The sequence below is a fragment of the Pseudomonas sp. CM27 genome (assembly GCF_013179515.1).
GTDB lineage: Bacteria > Pseudomonadota > Gammaproteobacteria > Pseudomonadales > Pseudomonadaceae > Aquipseudomonas.
This window is the reverse complement of the sequence record NZ_JABMCN010000008.1, coordinates 21213-46762: the sequence shown is the minus strand read 5'-3', so window position 1 is coordinate 46762 and position 25550 is coordinate 21213. Positions and strand designations below refer to the sequence as shown.

At 57.4% G+C, this 25550-nt stretch carries 26 protein-coding genes and 4 tRNA genes; all 30 read left to right on the top strand.

Going from position 1 to position 25550, the window contains the following annotated elements; all coding sequences use genetic code 11:
• Positions 1-242 precede the first annotated feature (242 nt).
• Positions 243-1202 (top strand): bifunctional biotin--[acetyl-CoA-carboxylase] ligase/biotin operon repressor BirA, encoded by a 960-nt coding sequence (birA, locus tag HP547_RS02345; RefSeq protein ID WP_172285393.1) that lies wholly within the window; start codon positions 243-245, stop codon positions 1200-1202.
• Entirely contained in the window at positions 1192-1941 is a 750-nt protein-coding gene (locus HP547_RS02340; RefSeq protein ID WP_172221102.1) for a pantothenate kinase, read from the top strand. The genes birA and HP547_RS02340 overlap by 11 nt, the downstream gene beginning before the upstream one ends.
• A gap of 7 nt (positions 1942-1948) precedes the next feature.
• Positions 1949-2374, top strand: a complete 426-nt coding sequence (locus HP547_RS02335) for a hypothetical protein (protein ID WP_172221105.1) — start codon at positions 1949-1951, stop codon at positions 2372-2374.
• 152 nt (positions 2375-2526) lie between these two features.
• Positions 2527-2610 (top strand) — tRNA-Tyr (locus tag HP547_RS02330).
• A 24-nt stretch (positions 2611-2634) separates the two neighbouring features.
• Positions 2635-2708, top strand: a tRNA-Gly gene (locus tag HP547_RS02325).
• Positions 2709-2737: 29 nt separating this feature from the next.
• Positions 2738-2813 (top strand) — tRNA-Thr (locus HP547_RS02320).
• A 78-nt stretch (positions 2814-2891) separates the two neighbouring features.
• Positions 2892-4085 carry an elongation factor Tu gene (gene tuf, locus HP547_RS02315; protein ID WP_172221108.1) on the top strand — a complete coding sequence of 398 codons (1194 nt, stop codon included), beginning with the start codon at positions 2892-2894 and terminating at the stop codon, positions 4083-4085.
• Positions 4086-4139: 54 nt separating this feature from the next.
• Positions 4140-4215: transfer RNA gene (locus HP547_RS02310), tRNA-Trp, on the top strand.
• Between the two features lie 44 nt (positions 4216-4259).
• Positions 4260-4628: a preprotein translocase subunit SecE gene (gene secE, locus HP547_RS02305; protein WP_112249307.1), complete on the top strand. Its 369-nt coding sequence runs from the start codon at positions 4260-4262 to the stop codon at positions 4626-4628.
• A gap of 9 nt (positions 4629-4637) precedes the next feature.
• Positions 4638-5171, top strand: coding sequence for a transcription termination/antitermination protein NusG (nusG, locus tag HP547_RS02300; RefSeq protein WP_043199430.1), 534 nt, complete (start codon positions 4638-4640; stop codon positions 5169-5171).
• 119 nt (positions 5172-5290) lie between these two features.
• Positions 5291-5722, top strand: coding sequence for a 50S ribosomal protein L11 (gene rplK, locus HP547_RS02295; protein WP_003255500.1), 432 nt, complete (start codon positions 5291-5293; stop codon positions 5720-5722).
• Positions 5722-6417, top strand: coding sequence for a 50S ribosomal protein L1 (rplA, locus tag HP547_RS02290; protein WP_172221111.1), 696 nt, complete (start codon positions 5722-5724; stop codon positions 6415-6417). The genes rplK and rplA overlap by 1 nt, the downstream gene beginning before the upstream one ends.
• 197 nt (positions 6418-6614) lie before the next feature.
• Positions 6615-7115, top strand: coding sequence for a 50S ribosomal protein L10 (rplJ, locus tag HP547_RS02285; protein WP_172221114.1), 501 nt, complete (start codon positions 6615-6617; stop codon positions 7113-7115).
• A 78-nt stretch (positions 7116-7193) separates the two neighbouring features.
• Complete coding sequence (rplL, locus tag HP547_RS02280) at positions 7194-7559, top strand: 50S ribosomal protein L7/L12 (RefSeq protein WP_033703494.1); 366 nt, start codon at positions 7194-7196, stop codon at positions 7557-7559.
• A gap of 220 nt (positions 7560-7779) precedes the next feature.
• Positions 7780-11853, top strand: coding sequence for a DNA-directed RNA polymerase subunit beta (gene rpoB, locus HP547_RS02275; protein ID WP_172221117.1), 4074 nt, complete (start codon positions 7780-7782; stop codon positions 11851-11853).
• 63 nt (positions 11854-11916) lie between these two features.
• A complete protein-coding gene (gene rpoC, locus HP547_RS02270) occupies positions 11917-16116 on the top strand; it encodes a DNA-directed RNA polymerase subunit beta' (RefSeq protein ID WP_172221119.1) in 4200 nt (1399 codons plus the stop codon).
• Between the two features lie 211 nt (positions 16117-16327).
• Positions 16328-16699, top strand: coding sequence for a 30S ribosomal protein S12 (rpsL, locus tag HP547_RS02265; protein ID WP_003255492.1), 372 nt, complete (start codon positions 16328-16330; stop codon positions 16697-16699).
• 106 nt (positions 16700-16805) lie between these two features.
• Positions 16806-17276: a 30S ribosomal protein S7 gene (gene rpsG, locus HP547_RS02260; protein ID WP_008089143.1), complete on the top strand. Its 471-nt coding sequence runs from the start codon at positions 16806-16808 to the stop codon at positions 17274-17276.
• 30 nt (positions 17277-17306) lie between these two features.
• Complete coding sequence (gene fusA / locus HP547_RS02255) at positions 17307-19454, top strand: elongation factor G (protein WP_172285392.1); 2148 nt, start codon at positions 17307-17309, stop codon at positions 19452-19454.
• Between the two features lie 27 nt (positions 19455-19481).
• The gene (gene tuf / locus HP547_RS02250; protein ID WP_172221125.1) at positions 19482-20675 is read left to right on the top strand and encodes an elongation factor Tu; all 1194 of its coding nucleotides are present in this window, start codon (positions 19482-19484) and stop codon (positions 20673-20675) included.
• 142 nt (positions 20676-20817) lie between these two features.
• On the top strand, positions 20818-21129 hold the full coding sequence (gene rpsJ / locus HP547_RS02245; RefSeq protein ID WP_003186070.1) for a 30S ribosomal protein S10: 312 nt from the start codon (positions 20818-20820) through the stop codon (positions 21127-21129).
• An 80-nt stretch (positions 21130-21209) separates the two neighbouring features.
• On the top strand, positions 21210-21845 hold the full coding sequence (gene rplC, locus HP547_RS02240; protein WP_172221128.1) for a 50S ribosomal protein L3: 636 nt from the start codon (positions 21210-21212) through the stop codon (positions 21843-21845).
• A gap of 12 nt (positions 21846-21857) precedes the next feature.
• A complete protein-coding gene (gene rplD / locus HP547_RS02235; RefSeq protein WP_003255485.1) occupies positions 21858-22460 on the top strand; it encodes a 50S ribosomal protein L4 in 603 nt (200 codons plus the stop codon).
• A complete protein-coding gene (gene rplW, locus HP547_RS02230) occupies positions 22457-22756 on the top strand; it encodes a 50S ribosomal protein L23 (protein ID WP_003255484.1) in 300 nt (99 codons plus the stop codon). Before rplD ends, rplW begins: the two co-directional genes overlap by 4 nt.
• 14 nt (positions 22757-22770) lie before the next feature.
• Positions 22771-23595 (top strand): 50S ribosomal protein L2, encoded by an 825-nt coding sequence (gene rplB / locus HP547_RS02225; protein WP_172221131.1) that lies wholly within the window; start codon positions 22771-22773, stop codon positions 23593-23595.
• A gap of 16 nt (positions 23596-23611) precedes the next feature.
• Complete coding sequence (gene rpsS, locus HP547_RS02220; protein WP_003255482.1) at positions 23612-23887, top strand: 30S ribosomal protein S19; 276 nt, start codon at positions 23612-23614, stop codon at positions 23885-23887.
• Positions 23888-23898: 11 nt separating this feature from the next.
• Complete coding sequence (rplV, locus tag HP547_RS02215; protein WP_003103908.1) at positions 23899-24231, top strand: 50S ribosomal protein L22; 333 nt, start codon at positions 23899-23901, stop codon at positions 24229-24231.
• A 13-nt stretch (positions 24232-24244) separates the two neighbouring features.
• Positions 24245-24931, top strand: a complete 687-nt coding sequence (rpsC, locus tag HP547_RS02210) for a 30S ribosomal protein S3 (protein ID WP_003255481.1) — start codon at positions 24245-24247, stop codon at positions 24929-24931.
• Between the two features lie 12 nt (positions 24932-24943).
• Positions 24944-25357 (top strand): 50S ribosomal protein L16, encoded by a 414-nt coding sequence (gene rplP, locus HP547_RS02205; protein WP_003255479.1) that lies wholly within the window; start codon positions 24944-24946, stop codon positions 25355-25357.
• Positions 25357-25548 (top strand): 50S ribosomal protein L29, encoded by a 192-nt coding sequence (rpmC, locus tag HP547_RS02200; protein WP_002555481.1) that lies wholly within the window; start codon positions 25357-25359, stop codon positions 25546-25548. Before rplP ends, rpmC begins: the two co-directional genes overlap by 1 nt.
• Positions 25549-25550 lie beyond the last annotated feature (2 nt).

Sequence of the window (25550 nt, the reverse complement as noted above, 5' to 3'; positions counted from 1 at the left end):
CCGAACTCAGTAGTGAAACGATGCATCGCCGATGGTAGTGTGGGGTCTCCCCATGTGAGAGTAGGTCATCGTCAAGATTCATTTCGCAAAACCCCTATCTGCGCATGCAGGTAGGGGTTTTGTCTTTGTAGGCAAAAATCCAGGACCACATAGGTCGTTTGCCCTTGTTTTGCCGGCCCTTTTCCTATGCAAGCCAGCAGCCCGTGGCTATCATGCCTGCCTTATTCCAAGTCGAGACTGGCATGCTGAAGTTGTTGAATCTCCTCAAGGATGGCCGGTTCCATTCCGGAGAAGCCTTGGGGGCAGCCCTCGGGGTGAGTCGCAGCGCCGTTTGGAAGCAGCTGCAGCATCTGGAAAGTGAGCTGAACCTCACCATTCACAAGGTTCGTGGTCGTGGCTATCAGCTGGCGGCGCCACTCGCATTGCTCGAAGCGCAGGCAATCGCTGATTTCGCCGAGGGCGAACAGTGGCCTGTTTTCATCTACGAAAGCATCGATTCGACCAACGCCGAGGGCCTCCGGCTCGCCGGTGAGGGGCAGGCGGCTCCGTTCCTGGTCTTGGCTGAGCGCCAGAGTGCCGGGCGCGGTCGGCGTGGCCGGCAATGGGTCAGCCCCTTCGCGGAAAATCTTTATTACAGCCTGGTGCTGCGGGTTGATGGCGGCATGCGCCAGCTGGAAGGCTTGAGCCTGGTGGTGGGGCTGGCGGTAATGCGCACCCTGCAGGCGTTCGGTGTGAAGGGTGCAGGGCTCAAATGGCCTAATGATGTGCTGGTTGGCAGGCAGAAGATTACCGGTATTCTGCTGGAACTGGTGGGTGATCCCGCCGATGTCTGCCATGTGGTGCTGGGAATTGGCATCAACGTGAACATGCAGGCCAACGACCAGGTCGATCAGCAGTGGACCTCGATGCGAAGGGAGGTGGGTACGGCAATCGACCGAAACCGTCTGGTTGCATCGCTCAGTCAGCAATTGCAGCACGAATTGGCCCGTCATCGTCGCTATGGGTTTGCCGCATTCCAGGAAGAGTGGGAGCAGGCACATCTCTGGCAGGGGCGTAATGTCTCGCTGGTTGCCGGTACTACGCATATTGATGGCAAGGTTCTTGGCGTCGACGGGCAGGGTGGTTTGCGCCTTGCAGTGGACGGGGTAGAAAAGAGCTTCAGCGGTGGTGAGCTCAGTTTGAGGTTGCGTGATGATTCTTGAGCTCGATTGCGGTAACAGCTTCATCAAGTGGCGGGTTATCCATGCCGCTGATGCAGTGATTGAAGGCGGTGGCATTGTCGATTCCGATCAGGCGCTATTGGCGGAAGTCGCTGCGCTCGCTTCGCTATGCCTTACCGGCTGCCGTATTGTCAGTGTCCGCAGCGAAGAGGAAACCGCAGCCCTGTGCGCGCTGATCGCGCAAGCGTTTGCCGTGCACGCGCGCGTGGCGCAGCCTGCTCAGGAAATGGCCGGGGTGCATAATGGCTATGACGATTATCAGCGTCTGGGCATGGATCGGTGGCTTGCGGCATTGGGTGCATTTCACCTGGCCAAAGGCGCGTGCCTGATCATCGACCTGGGTACGGCTGCCAAGGCGGATTTCGTTGCGGCGAACGGCGAGCATCTGGGCGGCTACATCTGCCCGGGTATGCCATTGATGCGCAGCCAGTTGCGTACTCACACCCGGCGTATCCGCTACGACGATGCCTCCGCGGAGCGAGCGTTGACCAGCTTGTCACCAGGTCGTTCGACTGTAGAGGCGGTGGAGCGCGGTTGTGTATTGATGCTGCAGGGTTTTGCGCGCACTCAGCTTGAGCAGGCGCGTGCGCTATGGGGTGAACAATTCACGGTGTTCCTCACCGGCGGTGATGCGCCACTGGTCAGGGAGGCTCTGCCGCAAGCGCGTGTTGTACCTGACCTGGTTTTTGTTGGCCTGGCCATGGCCTGCCCACTGAATTGAGGTGCCTATGCGTTGGTTGTTTCTGTTGTTGGTGGTGCTTAACGTCTGTTATTACGTGTGGCATCAGCAGGAAGCCCCGCTGAAGGTCAAGGAAGTCGCCCCGCTGTCGCTGTACAAGGGGAATCAGCAAGAAATTCGCCTGTTGCGTGAAACGGGTGCGTCTGCACCTGCCAAGCGCCGTGACGAATGCCTGGTAGTCGGCGGCGATTTGGGGCAGGGGCAGCTCGAGGCCCTGCGTCAGCGCCTGCTGAGCCTGGATATCACTGCCTTGCCGGTGCTGGGACAGTTGCCTGGCGCGGAGGGTCGCTGGCTCAAGGTTGCCGCAGAAAGCGAGCGTTTGCTGGACCAAACGGTGCTCTCAGCTCTTTCCAATGATTTCAAAGACTTAAAACACAAAATTATTTTCTGCCAGGGTATTGCAACTGGCGAATAGCTTGATAGAATGGCGCCCGCTTCACAGGGAACACCACTCAGGTGGCAGAACTGGAAGCGGTGTCAAAGCAGCTAAGTTTCAGATTTGATTGAAAAAATTTGAAAAAACGCTTGACACTAGGACGGCAGACAAATAGAATGCCGGCCACATCTGGAGGGATTCCCGAGCGGCCAAAGGGGACGGACTGTAAATCCGTTGCGAGAGCTTCGAAGGTTCGAATCCTTCTCCCTCCACCAGTTTTAGCGAGAGCCGCAAGCTCCGCGGGTATAGTTTAGTGGTAGAACCTCAGCCTTCCAAGCTGATGATGCGGGTTCGATTCCCGCTACCCGCTCCAAGTTTGCCGGATTTTGCACAAAGTGTTTCGCTCTTGTAGCTCAGTTGGTAGAGCACACCCTTGGTAAGGGTGAGGTCAGCGGTTCAAATCCGCTCAAGAGCTCCATACAAACAAGGCAGATATGAAAATATCTGCCTTTGTTTTATCAGCGCAAGACTATTTCTTCTGCGGAGGATTGTATCGATGGCTAAGGAAAAGTTTGATCGTTCCCTTCCCCACGTTAACGTCGGCACTATCGGCCACGTTGACCACGGTAAGACCACTCTGACCGCAGCTCTGACTCGCGTTTGCTCCGAAGTTTTCGGTTCGGCAATCGTTGAGTTCGACAAGATCGACTCGGCTCCGGAAGAAAAAGCGCGCGGTATCACCATCAACACCGCTCACGTCGAATACAATTCGACCATTCGTCACTATGCTCACGTCGACTGCCCAGGTCACGCTGACTACGTGAAGAACATGATCACCGGTGCTGCCCAGATGGACGGCGCGATCCTGGTTTGCTCGGCCGCCGATGGTCCGATGCCGCAAACCCGTGAGCACATCCTGCTGTCTCGTCAGGTAGGCGTTCCGTACATCGTGGTCTTCCTGAACAAGGCTGACCTGGTAGATGACGCTGAGTTGCTGGAACTGGTCGAGATGGAAGTTCGCGACCTGCTGTCCACCTACGACTTCCCAGGCGACGACACCCCGATCATCATCGGTTCGGCTCGTATGGCCCTGGAAGGCAAAGACGACAACGAAATGGGCACTACCGCTGTCAAGAAGCTGGTAGAAACTCTGGATAGCTACATCCCGGAGCCAGTTCGTGCCATCGATCAGCCGTTCCTGATGCCGATCGAAGACGTATTCTCGATCTCGGGTCGCGGCACCGTTGTTACCGGTCGTATCGAGCGTGGTATCGTCCGCGTTCAGGATCCGCTGGAAATCGTTGGTCTGCGTGACACCACCACCACCACCTGCACTGGTGTTGAGATGTTCCGCAAGCTGCTGGACGAAGGTCGTGCTGGCGAGAACTGCGGCGTTCTGCTGCGTGGTACCAAGCGTGACGACGTTGAGCGTGGTCAGGTTCTGGTCAAGCCAGGTTCGGTCAAGCCGCACACCAAGTTCACTGCAGAAGTCTACGTCCTGTCGAAGGAAGAGGGCGGTCGTCACACGCCGTTCTTCAAAGGCTACCGTCCTCAGTTCTACTTCCGTACCACTGACGTGACCGGTAACTGCGAACTGCCGGAAGGCGTTGAAATGGTAATGCCAGGTGACAACATCCAGATGGTTGTCACCCTGATCAAGACCATCGCAATGGAAGACGGTCTGCGCTTCGCTATCCGTGAAGGCGGTCGTACCGTCGGCGCCGGCGTCGTAGCAAAAATTATTGAATAAGTAGTTGATTTACTTGATCAGGCCGGTATAATGGCCGGCCTGATACAGCGTTACAGGTCAGTAGCTCAATTGGCAGAGCGACGGTCTCCAAAACCGTAGGTTGGGGGTTCGATTCCCTCCTGACCTGCCATTTCACCTCGGTGTGATGGCTTTCTTCTTACAGGATCCTCCTCGATGACCCCCAAAACTGAAGCCCAAGAATCGCGTTTTGATCTGTTCAAGTGGCTGGCTGTAGTGGCTTTGGTGGTTGTTGGTGTAGTGGGTAATCAATACTACTCCGCCTCTCCTATCCTGTACCGCGTTCTCGCACTTCTCGTCCTGGCCGCTGTCGCGGGCTTTGTAGCTCTGCAGACTGCGAAGGGCAAGTCGTTCTTTACGTTGGCGAAGGAAGCTCGTACCGAGATCCGTAAAGTCGTGTGGCCGACCCGCCAGGAAACCACCCAGACCACGCTGATTGTCGTGGCTGTCGTGCTGGTTATGGCACTGCTGTTGTGGGGTCTCGATTCCCTGCTCGGCTGGGCGGTCTCCCTGATCGTTGGCTAAAGGTGTCCCGTGGCTAAGCGTTGGTATGTTGTGCATGCTTACTCGGGTTACGAGAAGCATGTAATGCGCTCCCTGATTGAGCGCGTCAAGCTGGCTGGCATGGAAGACGGTTTCGGCGAGATCTTGGTTCCGACCGAGGAAGTCGTCGAAATGCGCAACGGCCAGAAGCGCAAAAGTGAGCGTAAATTCTTCCCTGGCTATGTACTGGTCCAGATGGAGATGAACGAAGGGACTTGGCACTTGGTCAAGGATACCCCTCGTGTGATGGGCTTTATTGGTGGTACTGCAGACAAGCCTGCGCCAATCACCGATAAAGAAGCCGAGGCTATCCTGCGTCGCGTTGCCGACGGTAGCGACAAGCCGAAGCCCAAGACGCTGTTCGAACCAGGTGAAGTGGTTCGAGTCGTTGACGGTCCGTTCGCTGACTTCAACGGTAGTGTCGAAGAGGTTAACTACGAAAAGAGCCGCCTGCAGGTTGCGGTGCTCATTTTCGGTCGCTCTACTCCGGTGGAGCTCGAGTTCAGCCAGGTCGAAAAGGTCTAGGCGGACGAAGCATCCCATACCCCGCAGCCCTGTGTGCTGCGGGGTTTTGTCGTCACTGGGATAAAACGCAAGTCATCCGGGGAGCCATCAGGCGTTCGTACCCGATTTTGGAGTAGCTCATGGCTAAGAAGATTCAGGCTTACATCAAGCTGCAAGTTAAGGCCGGCCAGGCCAACCCAAGCCCACCCGTTGGTCCAGCACTGGGTCAACACGGTGTGAACATCATGGAATTCTGCAAGGCCTTCAACGCCCGTACTCAGGGTCAAGAAGCCGGCCTGCCGACTCCTGTGATCATCACTGTCTACAGCGACCGTAGCTTCACCTTCGAGACCAAGAGCACCCCTGCCTCGGTTCTGCTGAAGAAAGCTGCTGGCCTGACCAGTGGTTCGGCTCGTCCGAACACCGTTAAAGTCGGTACCGTGACCCGTGCTCAGCTGGAAGATATCGCCAAGGCCAAACAGGCTGATCTGACTGCCGCTGACCTGGACGCTGCTGTACGCACCATCGCTGGCTCTGCCCGCAGCATGGGCCTGAACGTGGAGGGTGTGTAATGGCTAAGCTGACCAAGCGTCAAAAGGCAATCGCCGAGAAAATCGAAGCAGGCAAGGCCTACAACTTCGAAGAAGCGGCAACTCTGCTGGCTTCGCTGCCGGCTGCCAAATTCGTAGAGTCCTACGACATCGCCGTTAACCTCGGTGTTGACCCGCGTAAATCCGACCAGGTCGTACGTAGCGCTACTGTGCTGCCACACGGCACTGGCAAGACCGTTCGCGTTGCTGTCTTCACCCAGGGTCCAGCTGCCGAGGCCGCTCTGGCTGCCGGCGCTGACCGTGTAGGTATGGACGATCTGGCTGCCGAAATGAAAGCCGGCGACCTGAACTATGACGTCGTCATCGCATCGCCTGATGCCATGCGCGTTGTAGGTCAGCTGGGTCAGGTTCTGGGTCCTCGCGGCCTGATGCCTAACCCGAAAGTTGGTACCGTTAGCCCAGACGTAGCCACTGCCGTGAAAAACGCCAAGGCTGGTCAGGTTCGCTACCGTACCGACAAGAACGGTATCATCCATACCTCCGTTGGCAAGATCGGCTTTGAAGCTGGCAAGCTGAAGGAAAACGTTGAAGCCCTGATCGCTGATCTGAAGCGTATCAAGCCTGCTTCCTCGAAAGGTATCTACGTCAAGCGCGTTACCCTGAGCACCACCATGGGCCCAGGTCTGGTCATCGATCAGAGCTCGCTGGACGTGTAAGAACATGGCGGCGCGACCTGTCGCGCCGCCAGCAAAAATTGGGGTCCCTGCCTGGCGGGGGCTATCCAAGACCGTAGGTGGCGCAAGCCTTAAAATACCAGCCCACGCAGATGGTGCTCCCGATTCGTTCGCGAATCAGACACCAAAACGACATCCGGCTTCGGCCAGATGAAACGGTAAAAACCAGGAGTAAACCCGTGGCAATTAAACTCGAAGACAAGAAGGCCATCGTCGCTGAAGTCAACGAGGCTGCCAAAGTCGCTCTGTCCGCTGTCGTGGCTGATGCCCGTGGTGTGACTGTAAGCGCAATGACCGGACTCCGTAAAGAGGCTCGCGAAGCTGGCGTATACGTACGTGTCGTACGTAACACCCTGCTCAAGCGCGCTGTTGAAGGCACCGAATTTTCGATCCTCAACGACGCGTTCAAAGGCCCGACCCTGATTGCTTTCTCCAACGAACATCCGGGCGCTGCTGCTCGTCTGTTCAAAGAGTTCGCCAAGGGTCACGACAAGTTCGAGATCAAGGCAGCTGCGTTTGACGGCAATTTCATTGCCGCCAACCAGATCGATGTACTGGCTACCTTGCCGACCCGTGACGAAGCTATCGCACGTCTGATGAGCGTGATTCAAGGCGCCACCAGCAAGCTGGCTCGTACTCTGGCGGCCGTTCGCGACCAGAAAGAAGCTGCTGCTGCCTAAGGCAGCGTAAAATCTTTCAAAATCATATGTTTAATTTGATGGCTGCGTAGGCTGTCACCCCAATACAGGATTTAAGTCATGTCCCTGACTAACGAACAAATCATCGAAGCAATCGGCCAGAAAACCGTTCTGGAAGTTGTTGAGCTGATCAAAGCTATGGAAGAAACCTTCGGCGTGACCGCTGCTGTTGCCGCTGCTGGCCCAGCTGCTGCTGCTGCCGTTGTTGAAGAGCAGACCGAGTTCAACGTTGTTCTGCTGGAAGCTGGCGAGAAGAAAGTGAACGTGATTAAAGCCGTTCGCGAACTGACCGGTCTGGGCCTGAAAGAAGCCAAAGAGAAAGTCGACGGCGCTCCTCAGGTCGTAGCTGAAGGCGTTTCGAAAGAAGCCGCTGAAGACGCCAAGAAGAAGCTGGAAGAAGCAGGCGCTAAAGTCGAGCTGAAGTAATCTCGACCTTGCGATGCCAGCCTGAGCGTTGAGCAAAGGGCTGATGGCTGGTGGCTTATGCCACCGGCCTTTTTCCGTTATTGGTGGCCGGTCAGGCCGGCCCCGATAACAAGCTGCAAGACACCCATGTGGGTGGCGCAAACCAAGGGGTTTGCACGATTTTCTGGCTGCTCCCGTCGGGAGAAGCCAAACAAGCAGGTGACCAAGCTGGGGAACGCTGATGGCTTACTCATACACTGAGAAAAAACGTATCCGCAAGGACTTTAGCAAGTTGCCGGACGTTATGGATGTGCCTTACCTCCTGGCCATCCAGCTGGATTCGTATCGCGAATTCCTGCAAGCGGGAGCATCCAAGGATCACTTCCGCGACGTCGGCCTGCACGCGGCCTTCAAATCGGTATTCCCGATCATCAGCTACTCCGGCAATGCTGCCTTGGAGTACGTAGGCTATCGCCTGGGCGAACCCGCCTTCGATGTGAAGGAATGTGTCCTGCGTGGCGTGACCTTCGCGGTTCCACTGCGGGTCAAGGTGCGCCTGATCATCTTCGACAAGGAATCGTCGAACAAAGCGATCAAGGACATCAAAGAGCAAGAAGTCTACATGGGTGAAATCCCCCTGATGACTGAGAACGGTACCTTCGTAATCAACGGTACCGAGCGTGTGATCGTTTCCCAGCTGCACCGTTCGCCTGGTGTGTTCTTCGACCACGACCGTGGCAAGACTCACAGCTCCGGCAAGCTGCTGTACTCCGCTCGCATCATCCCTTACCGCGGTTCGTGGCTGGACTTCGAGTTCGACCCTAAAGACTGCGTGTTCGTGCGTATCGACCGTCGCCGCAAACTGCCGGCCTCGGTGCTGCTGCGTGCCCTGGGTTACAGCACTGAAGAAGTGCTGAACACCTTCTACACCACCAACATCTTCCACATTTCCGGCGAGAGCCTCAGCCTGGAACTGGTGGCGCAGCGTCTGCGTGGTGAAGTTGCAGTCATGGACATCCATGACGAAACCGGCAAGGTCATCGTTGAGCAAGGCCGCCGTATCACCGCGCGCCACATCAACCAGATCGAGAAAGCTGGCGTCAAGCAGCTGGACGTTCCGATGGAGTACGTCCTGGGCCGCACTACCGCCAAGGCGATCGTGCACCCGGCGACTGGCGAGATCCTGGCCGAGTGCAACACCGAGCTGACCACCGATCTGCTGATCAAGATCGCCAAGGCTCAGGTCGTCCGTATCGAGACCCTGTACACCAACGACATCGATTGCGGTCCGTTCATCTCCGACACGCTGAAGATCGACACCACCAGCAACCAGCTGGAAGCCCTGGTCGAAATCTACCGCATGATGCGTCCTGGCGAGCCGCCAACCAAGGATGCTGCCGAGACCCTGTTCAACAACCTGTTCTTCAGCGCCGAGCGTTACGACCTGTCTGCCGTCGGCCGCATGAAGTTCAACCGTCGTATCGGTCGTACCGAGATCGAAGGTTCGGGCGTGCTGAGCAAGGAAGATATCGTCGAGGTTCTGAAGACCCTGGTCGATATCCGTAACGGCAAAGGCATCGTCGACGACATCGACCACCTCGGTAACCGTCGCGTACGCTGCGTCGGCGAGATGGCCGAGAACCAGTTCCGTGTTGGCCTGGTGCGTGTTGAGCGCGCGGTCAAGGAACGTCTGTCGATGGCAGAAAGCGAAGGCCTGATGCCGCAAGACCTGATCAACGCCAAGCCGGTTGCGGCGGCGGTGAAAGAGTTCTTCGGTTCGAGCCAGCTGTCCCAGTTCATGGACCAGAACAACCCGCTCTCCGAGATCACCCACAAGCGCCGCGTCTCCGCACTCGGCCCGGGCGGTCTGACCCGTGAGCGTGCAGGCTTCGAAGTCCGCGACGTACACCCGACCCACTATGGCCGCGTGTGCCCGATCGAGACCCCTGAAGGTCCGAACATCGGTCTGATCAACTCCCTGGCAGCCTATGCCCGCACCAACCAGTACGGCTTCCTGGAAAGCCCGTACCGCGTGGTGAAGGAAGGCGTGGTCAGCGATGACATCGTGTTCCTGTCGGCCATTGAAGAAGCTGATCACGTCATCGCCCAGGCTTCGGCCGCGATGAACGAGAAGAAGCAGCTGATCGATGAGCTGGTAGCTGTTCGTCACCTGAACGAGTTCACCGTCAAGGCGCCGGAAGACGTCACCCTGATGGACGTTTCGCCGAAGCAGGTTGTTTCTGTCGCAGCTTCGCTGATTCCGTTCCTTGAGCACGACGACGCCAACCGTGCGTTGATGGGTTCGAACATGCAGCGTCAGGCTGTACCAACCCTGCGTGCCGACAAGCCGCTGGTAGGTACCGGCATGGAGCGCAACGTTGCCCGTGACTCCGGTGTCTGCGTGGTTGCTCGCCGCGGTGGTGTGATCGACTCGGTCGACGCCAGCCGTGTGGTTGTTCGCGTTGCCGACGACGAAGTGGAAACCGGTGAAGCAGGTGTAGATATCTACAACCTGACCAAGTACACCCGTTCGAACCAGAACACCTGCATCAACCAGCGTCCGCTGGTGAGCAAAGGTGACAAGGTTCAGCGTGGCGACATCATGGCCGACGGCCCGTCCACCGACATGGGTGAACTGGCACTGGGCCAGAACATGCGCATCGCGTTCATGGCGTGGAACGGCTTCAACTTCGAAGACTCCATCTGCCTGTCCGAGCGTGTGGTTCAGGAAGACCGCTTCACCACCATCCACATCCAGGAACTGACCTGTGTGGCGCGTGACACCAAGCTTGGCCCAGAGGAAATCACTGCGGACATCCCGAACGTGGGTGAAGCCGCACTGAACAAGCTGGACGAAGCCGGTATCGTCTACGTGGGTGCCGAAGTAGGCGCGGGCGACATCCTGGTCGGCAAGGTCACGCCAAAAGGCGAAACCCAGCTGACGCCGGAAGAGAAGCTGCTGCGTGCGATCTTCGGTGAAAAAGCCAGCGACGTTAAGGACACCTCCCTGCGCGTGCCAACCGGCACCAAAGGTACTGTCATCGACGTACAGGTCTTCACCCGTGATGGCGTTGAACGCGACAGCCGCGCCCTGGCCATCGAGAAGATGCAGCTCGACGAGATCCGCAAGGACCTCAACGAAGAGTTCCGCATCGTCGAAGGCGCAACCTTCGAGCGTCTGCGCTCTGCCCTGAACGGCCAGGTGGTCGACGGTGGCGCAGGCCTGAAGAAGGGCACTGTGGTCACTGACGAAGTGCTGGACGGTCTGGAGCACGGCCAGTGGTTCAAACTGCGCATGGCCGAAGATGCACTGAACGAGCAGCTGGAAAAGGCTCAACAGTACATCGTCGATCGTCGCCGTCTGCTGGACGACAAGTTCGAAGACAAGAAGCGCAAGCTGCAGCAGGGCGATGACCTGGCACCGGGCGTACTGAAGATCGTCAAGGTCTACCTGGCAATCCGCCGTCGCATCCAGCCGGGTGACAAGATGGCCGGTCGTCACGGTAACAAGGGTGTCGTATCGGTAATCATGCCGGTTGAAGACATGCCACACGATGCCAACGGTACTCCGGTCGACGTCGTGCTGAACCCGCTGGGCGTACCTTCGCGTATGAACGTCGGTCAGATCCTCGAAACTCACCTGGGCCTCGCGGCCAAAGGTCTGGGCGAGAAGATCGACCGCATGATCGAAGAGCAGCGCAAAGCCGCTGAGCTGCGTGTGTTCCTGACCGAGGTCTACAACGAGATCGGCGGTCGTCAGGAAAACCTCGACGAGTTCACCGACGAAGAGATCCTGGCCCTGGCGCACAACCTGAAGAAGGGCGTGCCGATGGCTACCCCGGTCTTCGATGGTGCCAAGGAGCGCGAGATCAAGGCCATGCTGAAGCTGGCTGACCTGCCTGAGAGCGGCCAGATGGTGCTGTTCGATGGCCGTACCGGCAACAAGTTCGAGCGTCCTGTGACCGTTGGTTACATGTACATGCTCAAGCTGAACCACTTGGTGGACGACAAGATGCACGCGCGTTCCACTGGTTCCTACAGCCTGGTTACCCAGCAGCCGCTGGGTGGTAAGGCGCAGTTCGGTGGTCAGCGTTTCGGGGAGATGGAAGTGTGGGCGCTGGAAGCATACGGCGCGGCATACACCCTGCAAGAAATGCTCACAGTGAAGTCGGACGACGTGAACGGCCGTACCAAGATGTACAAGAACATCGTGGATGGCGATCACCGTATGGAGCCGGGCATGCCCGAGTCCTTCAACGTGTTGATCAAAGAGATCCGTTCGCTCGGTATCGACATCGATCTGGAAACCGAATAACACGTGACGCGAAGGGGAGTGGGGCGGTAATGCCCACTCCCTGCTCCGCCAGGAGGAAAGGCCTTGAAAGACCTACTGAATTTGCTGAAAAACCAGGGTCAAGTCGAAGAGTTCGACGCCATCCGCATCGGTCTGGCGTCACCTGAAATGATCCGTTCGTGGTCGTTCGGTGAAGTCAAGAAGCCGGAAACCATCAACTACCGTACGTTCAAACCAGAGCGTGACGGCCTGTTCTGCGCCAAGATCTTTGGCCCAGTCAAGGACTACGAGTGCCTGTGCGGCAAGTACAAGCGCCTCAAGCACCGCGGCGTGATCTGCGAGAAGTGCGGCGTTGAAGTTGCCCTGGCCAAGGTTCGTCGTGAGCGCATGGCGCACATCGAACTGGCCTCGCCGGTTGCTCACATCTGGTTCCTGAAGTCGCTGCCGTCCCGTATCGGCCTGCTGATGGACATGACCCTGCGTGACATCGAGCGCGTGCTCTACTTCGAGAGCTACGTCGTTATCGATCCGGGCATGACCACCCTGGAAAAGGGCCAGCTGCTGAACGACGAGCAGTACTTCGAAGCGCTGGAAGAGTTCGGTGACGACTTTGATGCCCGCATGGGTGCCGAAGCTGTCCGCGAGCTGCTGCACGCTATCGACCTGGAGCACGAGATTGGTCGCCTGCGCGAAGAAATTCCGCAGACCAACTCGGAAACCAAGATCAAGAAGCTGTCCAAGCGCCTGAAGCTGATGGAAGCTTTCCAGGGCTCGGGCAACCTGCCTGAGTGGATGGTCCTGACCGTCCTGCCAGTGCTGCCGCCGGACCTGCGTCCGCTGGTACCGCTGGATGGTGGCCGCTTCGCGACCTCCGACCTGAACGACCTGTATCGTCGGGTGATCAACCGTAACAACCGTCTGAAGCGCCTGCTCGATCTGTCGGCGCCGGACATCATCGTGCGCAACGAAAAGCGCATGCTGCAGGAAGCGGTCGACGCCCTGCTGGACAACGGCCGTCGCGGTCGCGCCATCACTGGCTCGAACAAGCGTCCGCTGAAGTCCCTGGCTGACATGATCAAAGGTAAGCAAGGTCGCTTCCGTCAGAACTTGCTCGGTAAGCGCGTGGATTACTCCGGCCGTTCGGTAATTACCGTAGGCCCGACCCTGCGTCTGCACCAGTGCGGTCTGCCGAAGAAGATGGCCCTCGAGCTGTTCAAGCCGTTCATTTTCGGCAAGCTGGAAATGCGTGGTCTGGCGACCACCATCAAGGCTGCCAAGAAGATGGTCGAGCGCGAGCTGCCAGAGGTGTGGGACGTGCTCGCCGAGGTGATCCGCGAACACCCCGTGCTGCTCAACCGTGCACCGACCCTGCACCGTCTGGGTATCCAGGCCTTTGAACCGGTTCTGATCGAAGGTAAGGCCATTCAGCTGCACCCGCTGGTCTGCGCCGCGTACAACGCCGACTTCGACGGTGACCAGATGGCCGTTCACGTGCCGCTGACGCTGGAAGCCCAGCTTGAAGCGCGCGCGCTGATGATGTCGACCAACAACATCCTGTCGCCAGCCAACGGTGAGCCAATCATCGTTCCTTCGCAGGACGTGGTACTGGGTCTGTACTACATGACCCGTGAAGCCATCAACGCCAAGGGCGAAGGTCGCGTGTTCGCCGACCTGCAGGAAGTCGACCGCGTATTCCGCGCCGGCGAAGCTGCCCTGCACGCGAAAATCAAGGTTCGTATCAACGAAACCGTGAATGACCGTGATGGTTCCTCGACCAAGAACACCCGCATCGTCGACACCACCGTCGGCCGTGCGCTGCTGTTCCAGGTTGTACCGGCAGGCCTGCCATACGATGTCGTCAACCAGCCGATGAAGAAAAAGGCGATCTCCAAGCTGATCAACCAGTGCTACCGCGTGGTTGGTCTGAAAGAGACCGTTATCTTCGCCGACCAGCTGATGTACACCGGCTTTGCCTACTCGACCATTTCCGGCGTTTCCATCGGTGTGAATGACTTCGTCATCCCTGATGAAAAAGCCCGCATCATCAACAGCGCCACCGATGAAGTGAAGGAAATCGAGAGCCAGTACGCCTCCGGCCTGGTAACCCAGGGCGAGAAGTACAACAAGGTCATCGACTTGTGGTCGAAGGCGAACGACGAAGTGTCCAAGGCGATGATGGCCAACCTCTCGAAAGAGAAGGTCATCGACCGCGAAGGCAAAGAAGTCGAGCAAGAGTCCTTCAACTCGATGTACATGATGGCTGACTCCGGTGCCCGTGGTTCCGCAGCACAGATCCGTCAGTTGGCCGGTATGCGTGGCCTGATGGCCAAGCCGGACGGCTCCATCATCGAGACGCCGATCACCGCGAACTTCCGTGAAGGCTTGAGCGTACTTCAGTACTTCATCTCGACTCACGGTGCTCGTAAAGGTCTGGCGGATACCGCACTGAAGACCGCCAACTCCGGTTACCTGACTCGTCGTCTGGTAGACGTTGCCCAGGATCTGGTGGTTACCGAGATCGACTGCGGCACCGACCATGGCCTGTTGATGACCCCGCACATCGAAGGCGGCGACGTTGTAGAGCCGCTGGGTGAGCGTGTACTGGGTCGTGTCATCGCCCGTGACGTGTTCAAGCCAGGCACCGAGGACGTTATCGTTCCGGCCGGTACCCTGGTTGATGAGCAGTGGGTCGAATTCATCGAGCTGAACAGCATCGACGAAGTGATCGTGCGTTCGCCGATCAACTGCGAAACCCGCTTCGGTATCTGCGCCAAGTGCTACGGTCGTGACCTGGCTCGCGGTCACCAGGTGAACATCGGTGAAGCTGTCGGCGTTATCGCTGCCCAGTCGATCGGTGAGCCGGGTACCCAGCTGACCATGCGTACGTTCCACATCGGTGGTGCTGCAAGCCGTACCTCGGCTGCCGACAGCGTCCAGGTGAAGAACGGCGGTATGGTTCGTCTGCACAACCTGAAGCAGGTAGTACGTGCCGATGGCAACCTGGTTGCCGTATCGCGTTCGGGCGAGTTGGCCATCGCCGACGAATTCGGTCGTGAGCGTGAGCGTTACAAGCTGCCTTACGGTGCGGTAATTTCGGTCAAGGAAGGTGAAAAGGTCGAAGCTGGCGCCATCGTCGCCAAGTGGGACCCGCACACCCACCCGATCGTTACCGAGCTGAAAGGTACCGTGACCTTCGTGGGCATGGAAGAAAACATCACCATCAAGCGTCAGACTGACGAATTGACTGGTTTGACCAACATTGAAGTACTGGACGTCAAGGATCGCCCTGCCGCAGGCAAGGAAATCCGTCCGGCTATCAAGATGGTCGATGCCAATGGCAAGGACCTGTACCTGCCAGGTACCGATGTACCTGCTCAGTACTTCCTGCCAGCCAACGCCTTGGTAGGTGTGGCTGACGGTGCACAGATCGGTGTTGGTGACGTAATTGCGCGTATCCCGCAAGAAACGTCGAAAACCCGTGACATCACCGGTGGTCTGCCACGTGTTGCCGACTTGTTCGAAGCACGCCGTCCGAAAGAAGCCTCGATTCTGGCTGAAGTCAGCGGCACCATCGCGTTCGGTAAAGAGACCAAGGGCAAGCGCCGTCTGGTCATCACTCCGACCGACGGTAGCGATCCGTACGAAGAGCTGATTCCTAAGTGGCGCCACCTGAACGTCTTCGAAGGCGAACAGGTAAACCGCGGCGAAGTCATCTCCGACGGCCCGAGCGATCCGCACGACATCCTGCGTTTGCTGGGTGTGAGCGCGCTGGCGAAGTACATCGTCAACGAGATCCAGGACGTTTACCGTCTGCAAGGCGTGAAGATCAACGACAAGCACATCGAGACCATCCTGCGTCAGATGCTGCGCAAGGTCGAGATCTCGGAGTCGGGTGATTCCAGCTTCATCAAGGGCGACCAGATGGAACTGACCCACGTACTGGTGGAGAACGAGCGTCTCGCCGGCGATGACAAGTTCATCTCCAAGTTCACCCGTGTGCTGCTGGGTATCACCAAGGCGTCGCTGTCGACCGAATCGTTCATCTCCGCGGCTTCCTTCCAGGAAACCACCCGCGTACTGACCGAAGCGGCTGTAACCGGCAAGCGCGACTACCTGCGCGGCCTGAAAGAGAACGTGGTCGTGGGTCGTCTGATCCCGGCCGGTACCGGTCTGGCTTACCACAGCGAGCGCAAGCGTCGCCGTGAAGCCGACAAACCGCTGCGTGTGAGCGCCAGTGAGGTCGAAGCTGCACTGACCGAAGCGCTGAATTCCAGCGGTAACTAAGTACAGGGCAGGGCCCCGGCAACCCTCGAGCGGTCATCGACGACACACAATGTTGCCGATGATCGGGCGAGGAGGGCCGGGGCCTTGTCTTGACTGGGTGCAAGATCCTCCGTAGACTTTTGTACCCTTAAATTTGGTGAGGCTCCGTCTCGTCAATTTTTGGCTTTCTTGCAAGACAATAGAGTCGCAAGACAATCAGTGGAGCTAGTAGATGGCAACTATCAACCAGCTGGTACGTCAGCCGCGTAAGCGTTCGGTCGAGAAGTCCGACGTTCCTGCGCTGCAGAACTGCCCGCAACGTCGTGGCGTGTGCACCCGTGTGTACACCACCACGCCGAAAAAACCTAACTCGGCACTGCGTAAAGTATGCCGTGTGCGTCTGACCAACGGTTTCGAGGTTTCCTCGTACATCGGCGGTGAAGGCCACAACCTGCAAGAGCACAGCGTCGTCCTGATCCGTGGCGGCCGTGTAAAAGACTTGCCAGGTGTTCGTTACCACACCGTTCGCGGCTCTCTGGATACTTCGGGCGTCAAAGGCCGTAACCAGGGTCGTTCGAAGTACGGTACCAAGCGTCCGAAGTAATCGGCCGTTTGCACACATCCATTTTTTTGAGTCGATAAGAGTAAGGTCGGGCGGGGGTCGTAGACCCAGGTCCCGGGCTAACCTGAAGACCGTTTGAGGGCTTATCATGCCAAGACGTCGTGTAGCAGCAAAACGTGAGATTCTGGACGATCCTAAATACGGATCCCAAATCCTCGCCAAGTTCATGAACCACGTGATGGAAAGCGGCAAGAAGGCCGTGGCCGAGCGCATCGTTTACGGTGCCCTGGACAAGGTCAAAGAGCGCAAGAACAGCGACCCCCTGGAAATCTTCGAGAAAGCTCTCGACGCCATCGCTCCGCTGGTCGAAGTAAAGTCCCGTCGTGTCGGCGGTGCCACTTACCAGGTTCCGGTTGAAGTTCGTCCATCCCGTCGTAACGCTCTGGCAATGCGCTGGCTCGTAGACTACGCCCGCAAGCGCGGCGAGAAGTCGATGGCTCTGCGCCTGGCCGGCGAACTGCTGGATGCTGCTGAAGGCAAGGGTGCTGCAGTCAAGAAGCGTGAAGACGTTCACCGTATGGCTGAAGCCAACAAAGCGTTCTCGCACTACCGCTTCTAATTCAAGCATCAATCATTTTGCGAGGGCTTTATGGCTCGTACTACAGCTATTAACCGCTACCGTAACATTGGTATCTGTGCCCACGTTGACGCGGGCAAGACCACCACTACCGAGCGGATCCTGTTCTACACAGGTCTGAGCCACAAGATGGGCGAGGTGCATGACGGCGCCGCGACCACCGACTGGATGGTGCAGGAACAGGAGCGGGGTATCACCATTACCTCCGCTGCCGTTACTACCTTCTGGAAAGGTTCCGTTGGTCAGTACGACAACTACCGCGTAAACGTCATCGATACCCCCGGCCACGTTGACTTCACCATTGAAGTAGAGCGTTCGCTGCGTGTACTCGACGGCGCGGTCGTTGTGTTCTGCGGTACCTCCGGCGTTGAGCCGCAGTCCGAAACCGTATGGCGTCAGGCCAACAAGTACGGCGTTCCACGTGTTGTTTACGTGAACAAGATGGACCGTGCCGGTGCCGACTTCCTGCGCGTTGTTGGTCAGATCAAGAACCGTCTGGGTCACACCCCGGTTCCTGTTCAGCTGGCCATCGGTTCGGAAGATAACTTCCAGGGTCAGGTCGACCTGATCAAGATGAAGGCTATCTACTGGAACGACGACGACAAAGGCACCACCTACCGTGAGGAAGAAATTCCTGCGGACATGCTCGAGCTGGCCGAAAAATGGCGCGCGAACATGGTCGAAGCGGCTGCCGAGTCCAGCGAAGAGCTGATGAACAAGTACCTGGAAGGCGAAGAGCTGACCGTCGAAGAGATCAAAGCCGGTCTGCGCGCGCGCACCCTGGCCAGCGAGATCGTTCCGGCTGTCTGCGGTTCGTCCTTCAAGAACAAGGGCGTTCCCCTGGTTCTCGACGCCGTCATCGACTTCCTGCCTGCTCCTACCGAGATTCCTGCGATCAAGGGTATCCACCCTGACCTGATCGAGAAGCCGAAGGATGAGCTGGTCGAGGCCGACTACGACGAGCGTCATGCCGACGACAACGAGCCGTTCTCGGCTCTGGCGTTCAAGATTGCCACCGACCCGTTCGTTGGTACTCTGACCTTCGTCCGTGTTTACTCGGGTATGCTGCAGTCCGGCGACTCGGTGATCAACTCGGTCAAAGGCAAGAAAGAGCGCGTTGGTCGTATGGTGCAGATGCACGCCAACCAGCGTGAAGAAATCAAAGAAGTACTGGCAGGCGACATCGCTGCTCTGATCGGCATGAAGGACGTCACCACCGGTGACACCCTGTGCAACGCCGACAAGCCGATCATCCTCGAGCGTATGGACTTCCCGGAGCCTGTGATCTCGGTAGCTGTAGAGCCGAAGACCAAGCAAGACCAGGAAAAGATGGGTATCGCACTGGGCAAGCTGGCTCAGGAAGACCCTTCGTTCCGCGTCAAGACCGACGAAGAAACCGGCCAGACCATCATCTCCGGTATGGGTGAGCTGCACCTGGACATCCTCGTTGACCGCATGAAGCGCGAGTTCAACGTCGAGGCCAACATCGGCAAGCCGCAGGTTTCGTACCGCGAGAAGATCACCAAGTCCAACGTCGAAATCGAAGGCAAGTTCGTTCGTCAGTCGGGTGGTCGTGGTCAGTTCGGTCACTGCTGGATCCGTTTCTCGGAGCCAGATCAGGACGACAAAGGCAACATCACCGAAGGTCTGGTGTTCTCCAACGAAGTCGTTGGTGGTGTGATTCCTAAGGAATTCATCGCCCCGATCCAGAAGGGTATCGAAGAGCAGATGAAGAACGGCGTTGTTGCCGGCTATCCTCTGATCGGCCTGAAGGCCACGGTATTCGACGGTTCGTACCACGATGTCGACTCCAACGAAATGGCGTTCAAAATCGCTGCTTCGATGGCAACCAAGCAGCTGGCCCAGAAGGGCGGCGGCGTGGTTCTCGAGCCGATCATGAAGGTCGAAGTTGTAACCCCGGAAGACTACCTGGGTGACGTGATGGGTGACCTGAACCGTCGTCGTGGTCTGGTTCAGGGTATGGATGATTCGGTCTCTGGCCGCGTCGTTCGTGCTGAAGTACCGCTCGGAGAGATGTTCGGTTATGCGACCGACGTTCGTTCCATGTCTCAGGGTCGCGCGAGCTACTCCATGGAATTCTCCAAATACGCCGAAGCTCCGTCGAACATCGTCGAAGCACTCGTTAAAAAACAAGGCTAATCCCCTTTAGGCAAGAGGTTCACTGTCGTGGCTAAAGAAAAATTTGATCGTTCCCTTCCCCACGTTAACGTCGGCACTATCGGCCACGTTGACCACGGTAAGACCACTCTGACCGCAGCTCTGACTCGCGTTTGCTCCGAAGTTTTCGGTTCCGCAATCGTCGACTTCGACAAGATCGACTCGGCTCCGGAAGAGAAAGCGCGCGGTATTACCATCAACACCGCTCACGTCGAATACAACTCGACCATTCGTCACTACGCTCACGTCGACTGCCCAGGTCACGCTGACTACGTGAAGAACATGATCACCGGTGCTGCCCAGATGGACGGCGCGATCCTGGTTTGCTCGGCCGCCGATGGTCCGATGCCACAAACCCGTGAGCACATCCTGCTGTCCCGTCAGGTTGGCGTTCCGTACATCGTGGTCTTCCTGAACAAGGCTGACCTGGTAGACGACGCTGAGCTGCTGGAACTGGTCGAGATGGAAGTTCGCGACCTGCTGTCCACCTACGACTTCCCAGGCGACGACACCCCGATCATCATCGGTTCGGCTCGTATGGCCCTGGAAGGCAAAGACGACAACGAAATGGGCACCACTGCCGTTCGTAAACTGGTCGAAACTCTGGACAGCTACATCCCAGAGCCAGTTCGTGCCATCGACCAGCCGTTCCTGATGCCGATCGAAGACGTATTCTCGATCTCGGGTCGTGGTACCGTTGTTACCGGTCGTATCGAGCGTGGTATCGTCCGCGTTCAGGATCCGCTGGAAATCGTTGGTCTGCGTGACACCACCACCACCACCTGCACCGGTGTTGAGATGTTCCGCAAGCTGCTGGACGAAGGTCGTGCTGGCGAGAACTGCGGCGTTCTGCTGCGTGGTACCAAGCGTGACGACGTTGAGCGTGGCCAGGTTCTGGTCAAGCCAGGTTCGGTGAAGCCGCACACCAAGTTCGTTGCCGAAGTCTACGTTCTGTCGAAGGAAGAAGGCGGTCGTCACACTCCGTTCTTCAAAGGCTACCGTCCTCAGTTCTACTTCCGTACCACTGACGTGACCGGTAACTGCGAACTGCCGGAAGGCGTTGAAATGGTAATGCCAGGCGACAACATCCAAATGGTTGTCACCCTGATCAAGACCATCGCAATGGAAGACGGTCTGCGTTTCGCCATTCGTGAAGGCGGTCGTACCGTCGGCGCCGGCGTCGTGGCCAAAATCGTCGAGTAATCACTCGATCGGTTGAAAAAAACCCCCGCTCAGCGGGGGTTTTTTTTATTCGGTTGACACTAAATTGAGGCGTCTATAGAATCACGCCTCCTTTTAGCGGGCGTAGTGCGTCCGTTGGGAACAGCCTGGAGTCTGAAATCCAATGCAAAATCAGCAAATCCGAATCAGGTTGAAGGCTTTCGACCATCGCCTGATCGACCAATCCACCCAGGAAATCGTGGAAACCGCGAAACGTACTGGTGCACAAGTGCGTGGTCCAATTCCACTGCCTACCCGCAAAGAGCGTTTCACCGTTCTGGTTTCCCCGCACGTCAACAAAGACGCGCGTGACCAGTACGAGATCCGCACTCATAAGCGTGTTCTGGACATCGTCCAGCCAACGGATAAAACCGTTGACGCGCTGATGAAGCTTGATCTGGCGGCAGGTGTGGAAGTGCAGATCAGCCTCGGCTAAGACTTCGGTCTTGTCCGTGTAACGCTCTGAAATGGGCGGCCATAGCGGGTGAAAGCCCCGTACACTCATGAGGTTACAACATGACTATTGGTGTAGTCGGTCGCAAGTGCGGTATGACCCGCATTTTCACCGAAGAAGGTGTCTCCATTCCGGTCACGGTCATCGAGATCGAGCCGAATCGCGTCACCCAGTTCAAAACTGAAGAAACCGATGGCTACCGTGCAGTGCAAGTCACTGTCGGCGAGCGTCGTGCTTCTCGCGTGACTGCCGCTCAGGCAGGTCACTTCGCCAAGGCTAACGTTGCCGCTGGTCGCGGTGTCTGGGAGTTCCGTCTTGAAGAAGGCGAGTTCCAGGCTGGCGACTCGATCAAAGCTGAACTCTTCACTGAAGGCCAGCTGGTAGACGTTACTGGTCAGTCGAAAGGTAAAGGCTTCGCCGGTACCATCAAGCGCTGGAACTTCCGTGGTCAGGACAACACCCACGGTAACTCCGTGTCGCACCGTGTTCCTGGTTCCATCGGCCAGTGCCAGACTCCTGGTCGTGTGTTCAAGGGCAAGAAAATGTCCGGTCACATGGGCGCCGAGCGCGTGACTGTTCAGTCCCTGGAAGTAGTTCGCGTAGACGCTGAGCGCAACCTGCTGCTCGTCAAGGGTGCCGTTCCAGGCGCTACTGGCGGCGACGTGGTTGTACGTCCAGCTGTCAAGGCTCGCGGTTAAGGGGAAACTGACATGCAACTTAATGTAAATGACGCTCAGGCGATCGAAGTTTCCGAACTGACTTTCGGTGGCGAATTCAACGAGACGCTGGTTCACCAAGCAGTCGTGGCCTACATGGCCGGCGGCCGTCAAGGTACCAAGCAGCAGAAGACCCGTTCCGACGTGGCTGGTGGCGGTAAGCGCCCATGGCGTCAGAAGGGTACTGGCCGTGCTCGTGCTGGTACCACTCGTGGTCCGATCTGGCGTGGCGGTGGTGTAACCTTCGCAGCTCGCCCTCAAGATCACTCGCAAAAGCTCAACAAGAAGATGTACCGCGCAGCCCTGCGCTCCATCCTCGCTGAGCTGGTGCGTAGCGACCGTCTGGTCGTGGTTCAGGACTTCGCTGTCGAAGCGCCGAAAACCAAAGATCTGCTGAACAAGCTGAACGGCATGGGTCTGAGCGACGTACTGATCGTTTCCGACGCTGTTGATCAGAACCTGTACCTGGCTGCTCGTAACCTGCCGCACGTCGACGTACGTGACGTACAAGGTTCCGACCCGGTCAGTCTGATCGCATACGAGAAAGTGTTGATCACTGTCTCGGCCGTGAAGAAATTCGAGGAGCTGCTGGGATGAACCAGGAACGCGTATTCAAAGTCCTCCTTGGCCCGCACGTTTCCGAGAAGGCTACCGTTCTGGCTGAGAAGAAAGGCCAGTTCGTATTCAAGGTTGCTACCGACGCAACCAAGCTGGAAATCAAGAAAGCTGTCGAAGGCCTGTTCAACGTAAAAGTTGAAAACGTGTCGACCGTTAACGTTCTGGGTAAAACCAAGCGTACCGCACGTGGTCTGGGCAAGCGTAATGACTGGAAGAAGGCGATCGTCTCCCTTCAGCCAGGCCAAGATCTCGATTTCAGCAGCAGTGCTGAGTAAGGAAGGGGTGCATCATGGCAATCGTTAAATGCAAACCGACTTCCCCTGGCCGCCGTTTCGTGGTCAAGGTGGTCAACAAGGAGCTGCACAAAGGCGCTCCTCACGCACCGCTGCTCGAGAAAAAATCGAAGTCTGGTGGTCGTAACAACAATGGCCGCATTACCACTCGTCACGTTGGTGGTGGTCATAAGCAGCATTACCGTCTGGTTGACTTCCGTCGCAACGACAAAGATGGCATCCCAGCCACTGTCGAGCGTATCGAATACGACCCGAACCGTACTGCTCACATCGCCCTGCTGTGCTACGCAGACGGCGAGCGTCGCTACATCATCGCCCCTAAAGGCGTGAGCGCTGGCGACCAGCTGATCGCAGGTACCCTGGCCCCAATCAAGGCCGGTAACTCCCTGCAGCTGCGCAACATTCCAGTGGGTAGCACCATTCACGGCATCGAACTGAAGCCGGGTAAAGGTGCACAGATCGCTCGTTCCGCTGGTGCTTCGGCTCAGCTGATCGCTCGCGAAGGTGTCTACGTGACCCTGCGTCTGCGCTCTGGTGAAATGCGTAAAGTACTGGCTGAGTGCCGTGCGACCCTGGGCGAAGTCTCGAACTCCGAGCACAGCCTGCGTTCGCTGGGTAAAGCAGGTGCCAAACGCTGGCGCGGCGTTCGCCCAACCGTTCGTGGCGTTGCCATGAACCCGGTTGACCACCCACATGGTGGTGGTGAAGGTCGTACCTCCGGTGGTCGTCATCCGGTATCGCCATGGGGCTTCCCAACCAAGGGTGCTAAAACCCGTGGTAATAAGCGTACCGACAAAATGATCGTCCGTCGTCGCAAGTAACTAGAGGGATACGACAGTGCCACGTTCTCTGAAAAAAGGTCCTTTTATCGATCTTCACCTGTTGAAGAAGGTCGAAGTGGCGGTGGAGAAGAACGATCGCAAACCAGTTAAAACCTGGTCGCGTCGTTCGATGATCCTGCCACAAATGGTCGGTCTGACCATCGCGGTTCACAACGGTCGCCAGCATGTTCCAGTTCTCGTGAACGAAGACATGGTCGGCCATAAACTGGGCGAGTTTGCCGGTACCCGCACTTATCGTGGGCACGTGGCTGACAAGAAAGCCAAGCGTTAAGGGGTTAGGAAATGGAAGTAGCCGCTAAGTTGTCGGGCGCTCGAATCTCCGCCCAGAAAGCCCGCTTGGTCGCCGACCAGATCCGCGGGAAGAAGGTGGGCGAAGCGCTCAACCTGTTGGCCTTCAGCAGCAAAAAAGCCGCTGAAATCATGAAGAAAGTCCTCGAGTCGGCCGTTGCCAACGCCGAACACAACGAAGGCGCAGACGTTGATGACCTGAAGGTCTCCACCGTCTTCGTCAACGAAGGGCGTTCGCTGAAGCGCATCATGCCGCGTGCCAAAGGCCGCGCAGATCGCATCGTCAAGCGGTCTTGCCATATCACTGTCAAGGTTGCGGACAAGTAACGGAGTCGATCAGATGGGTCAGAAAGTACATCCCACTGGCATTCGCCTGGGAATCGTCAAGGAGCACACGTCCGTCTGGTATGCAGACGGCGCTACTTACGCAGATTACCTGTTGAAGGATCTGAAAACACGTGAGTACCTCCAGGACAAACTAAAAAGCGCGTCCGTAAGCCGTATCGATATTCATCGCCCGGCTCAAACCGCACGCATCACCATCCACACTGCTCGTCCCGGTATCGTTATCGGCAAGAAAGGTGAAGATGTTGAGAAACTGCGTCAGGACCTGACCAAGCAGATGGGTGTGCCTGTGCACATCAACATCGAAGAGATCCGCAAGCCGGAACTCGACGCTATGCTGGTTGCGCAGAGCGTAGCTCAGCAGCTGGAACGCCGCGTAATGTTCCGTCGCGCCATGAAGCGCGCCGTACAGAACGCCATGCGTATTGGTGCCAAGGGCATCAAGATCCAGGTGAGCGGTCGTCTCGGCGGCGCCGAGATTGCTCGTACCGAGTGGTATCGCGAAGGTCGTGTGCCTCTGCACACCCTGCGTGCCGATATCGACTACAACACCTACGAAGCTCACACCACTTATGGTGTGATCGGTGTGAAGGTTTGGATCTTCAAAGGCGAAGTTATTGGTGGTCGCCAAGAAGAACTGAAACCACAAGCACCAGCGCCTCGTAAAAAAGCTGCTAAGTAAGGGGTACGCCAAATGTTGCAACCAAAGCGTACAAAATTCCGCAAGCAGATGACTGGCCACAACCGTGGTCTGGCACTGCGCGGTAGCAAAGTCAGCTTCGGCGAATTCGCCCTGAAGGCTGTTGCTCGCGGTCGCCTCACCGCCCGCCAGATCGAGTCGGCACGTCGTGCCCTGACCCGTCACGTAAAACGTGGCGGCAAGATCTGGATCCGTGTGTTCCCGGACAAGCCGATCTCCAAGAAACCTCTCGAGGTTCGTATGGGTAAAGGTAAGGGCTCCGTGGAATACTGGGTTGCCCAGATCCAGCCAGGCAAAGTCCTGTACGAGATCGAGGGTGTTTCTGAAGAGCTGGCGCGCGAAGCTTTCGCCCTGGCTGCTGCAAAGCTGCCTCTCGCCACCTCCTTTGTTAAGCGGACGGTGATGTGATGAAAGCGAATGAACTTCGTGAAAAATCGGCACAGCAGCTGAACGAGCAACTGCTCGGCCTGCTGCGCGACCAGTTCAATCTGCGCATGCAGAAAGCAACTGGCCAGTTGGGGCAGTCGCACCTGCTCTCGCAAGTTAAGCGTGACATCGCTCGCGTGAAAACTGTGCTCAACCAGCAGGCAGGTAAGTGATC

Coding starts and splice junctions, on each gene's coding strand:
- birA (WP_172285393.1), top strand. CDS start 243: ATGCTGAAGTTGTTGAATCTCCTCAAGGATGGCCGGTTCCATTCCGGA.
- HP547_RS02340 (WP_172221102.1), top strand. CDS start 1,192: ATGATTCTTGAGCTCGATTGCGGTAACAGCTTCATCAAGTGGCGGGTT.
- HP547_RS02335 (WP_172221105.1), top strand. CDS start 1,949: ATGCGTTGGTTGTTTCTGTTGTTGGTGGTGCTTAACGTCTGTTATTAC.
- tuf (WP_172221108.1), top strand. CDS start 2,892: ATGGCTAAGGAAAAGTTTGATCGTTCCCTTCCCCACGTTAACGTCGGC.
- secE (WP_112249307.1), top strand. CDS start 4,260: ATGACCCCCAAAACTGAAGCCCAAGAATCGCGTTTTGATCTGTTCAAG.
- rplK (WP_003255500.1), top strand. CDS start 5,291: ATGGCTAAGAAGATTCAGGCTTACATCAAGCTGCAAGTTAAGGCCGGC.
- rplA (WP_172221111.1), top strand. CDS start 5,722: ATGGCTAAGCTGACCAAGCGTCAAAAGGCAATCGCCGAGAAAATCGAA.
- rplL (WP_033703494.1), top strand. CDS start 7,194: ATGTCCCTGACTAACGAACAAATCATCGAAGCAATCGGCCAGAAAACC.
- rpoB (WP_172221117.1), top strand. CDS start 7,780: ATGGCTTACTCATACACTGAGAAAAAACGTATCCGCAAGGACTTTAGC.
- rpsL (WP_003255492.1), top strand. CDS start 16,328: ATGGCAACTATCAACCAGCTGGTACGTCAGCCGCGTAAGCGTTCGGTC.
- rpsG (WP_008089143.1), top strand. CDS start 16,806: ATGCCAAGACGTCGTGTAGCAGCAAAACGTGAGATTCTGGACGATCCT.
- fusA (WP_172285392.1), top strand. CDS start 17,307: ATGGCTCGTACTACAGCTATTAACCGCTACCGTAACATTGGTATCTGT.
- rpsJ (WP_003186070.1), top strand. CDS start 20,818: ATGCAAAATCAGCAAATCCGAATCAGGTTGAAGGCTTTCGACCATCGC.
- rplC (WP_172221128.1), top strand. CDS start 21,210: ATGACTATTGGTGTAGTCGGTCGCAAGTGCGGTATGACCCGCATTTTC.
- rplD (WP_003255485.1), top strand. CDS start 21,858: ATGCAACTTAATGTAAATGACGCTCAGGCGATCGAAGTTTCCGAACTG.
- rplW (WP_003255484.1), top strand. CDS start 22,457: ATGAACCAGGAACGCGTATTCAAAGTCCTCCTTGGCCCGCACGTTTCC.
- rplB (WP_172221131.1), top strand. CDS start 22,771: ATGGCAATCGTTAAATGCAAACCGACTTCCCCTGGCCGCCGTTTCGTG.
- rplV (WP_003103908.1), top strand. CDS start 23,899: ATGGAAGTAGCCGCTAAGTTGTCGGGCGCTCGAATCTCCGCCCAGAAA.
- rpsC (WP_003255481.1), top strand. CDS start 24,245: ATGGGTCAGAAAGTACATCCCACTGGCATTCGCCTGGGAATCGTCAAG.
- rplP (WP_003255479.1), top strand. CDS start 24,944: ATGTTGCAACCAAAGCGTACAAAATTCCGCAAGCAGATGACTGGCCAC.
- rpmC (WP_002555481.1), top strand. CDS start 25,357: ATGAAAGCGAATGAACTTCGTGAAAAATCGGCACAGCAGCTGAACGAG.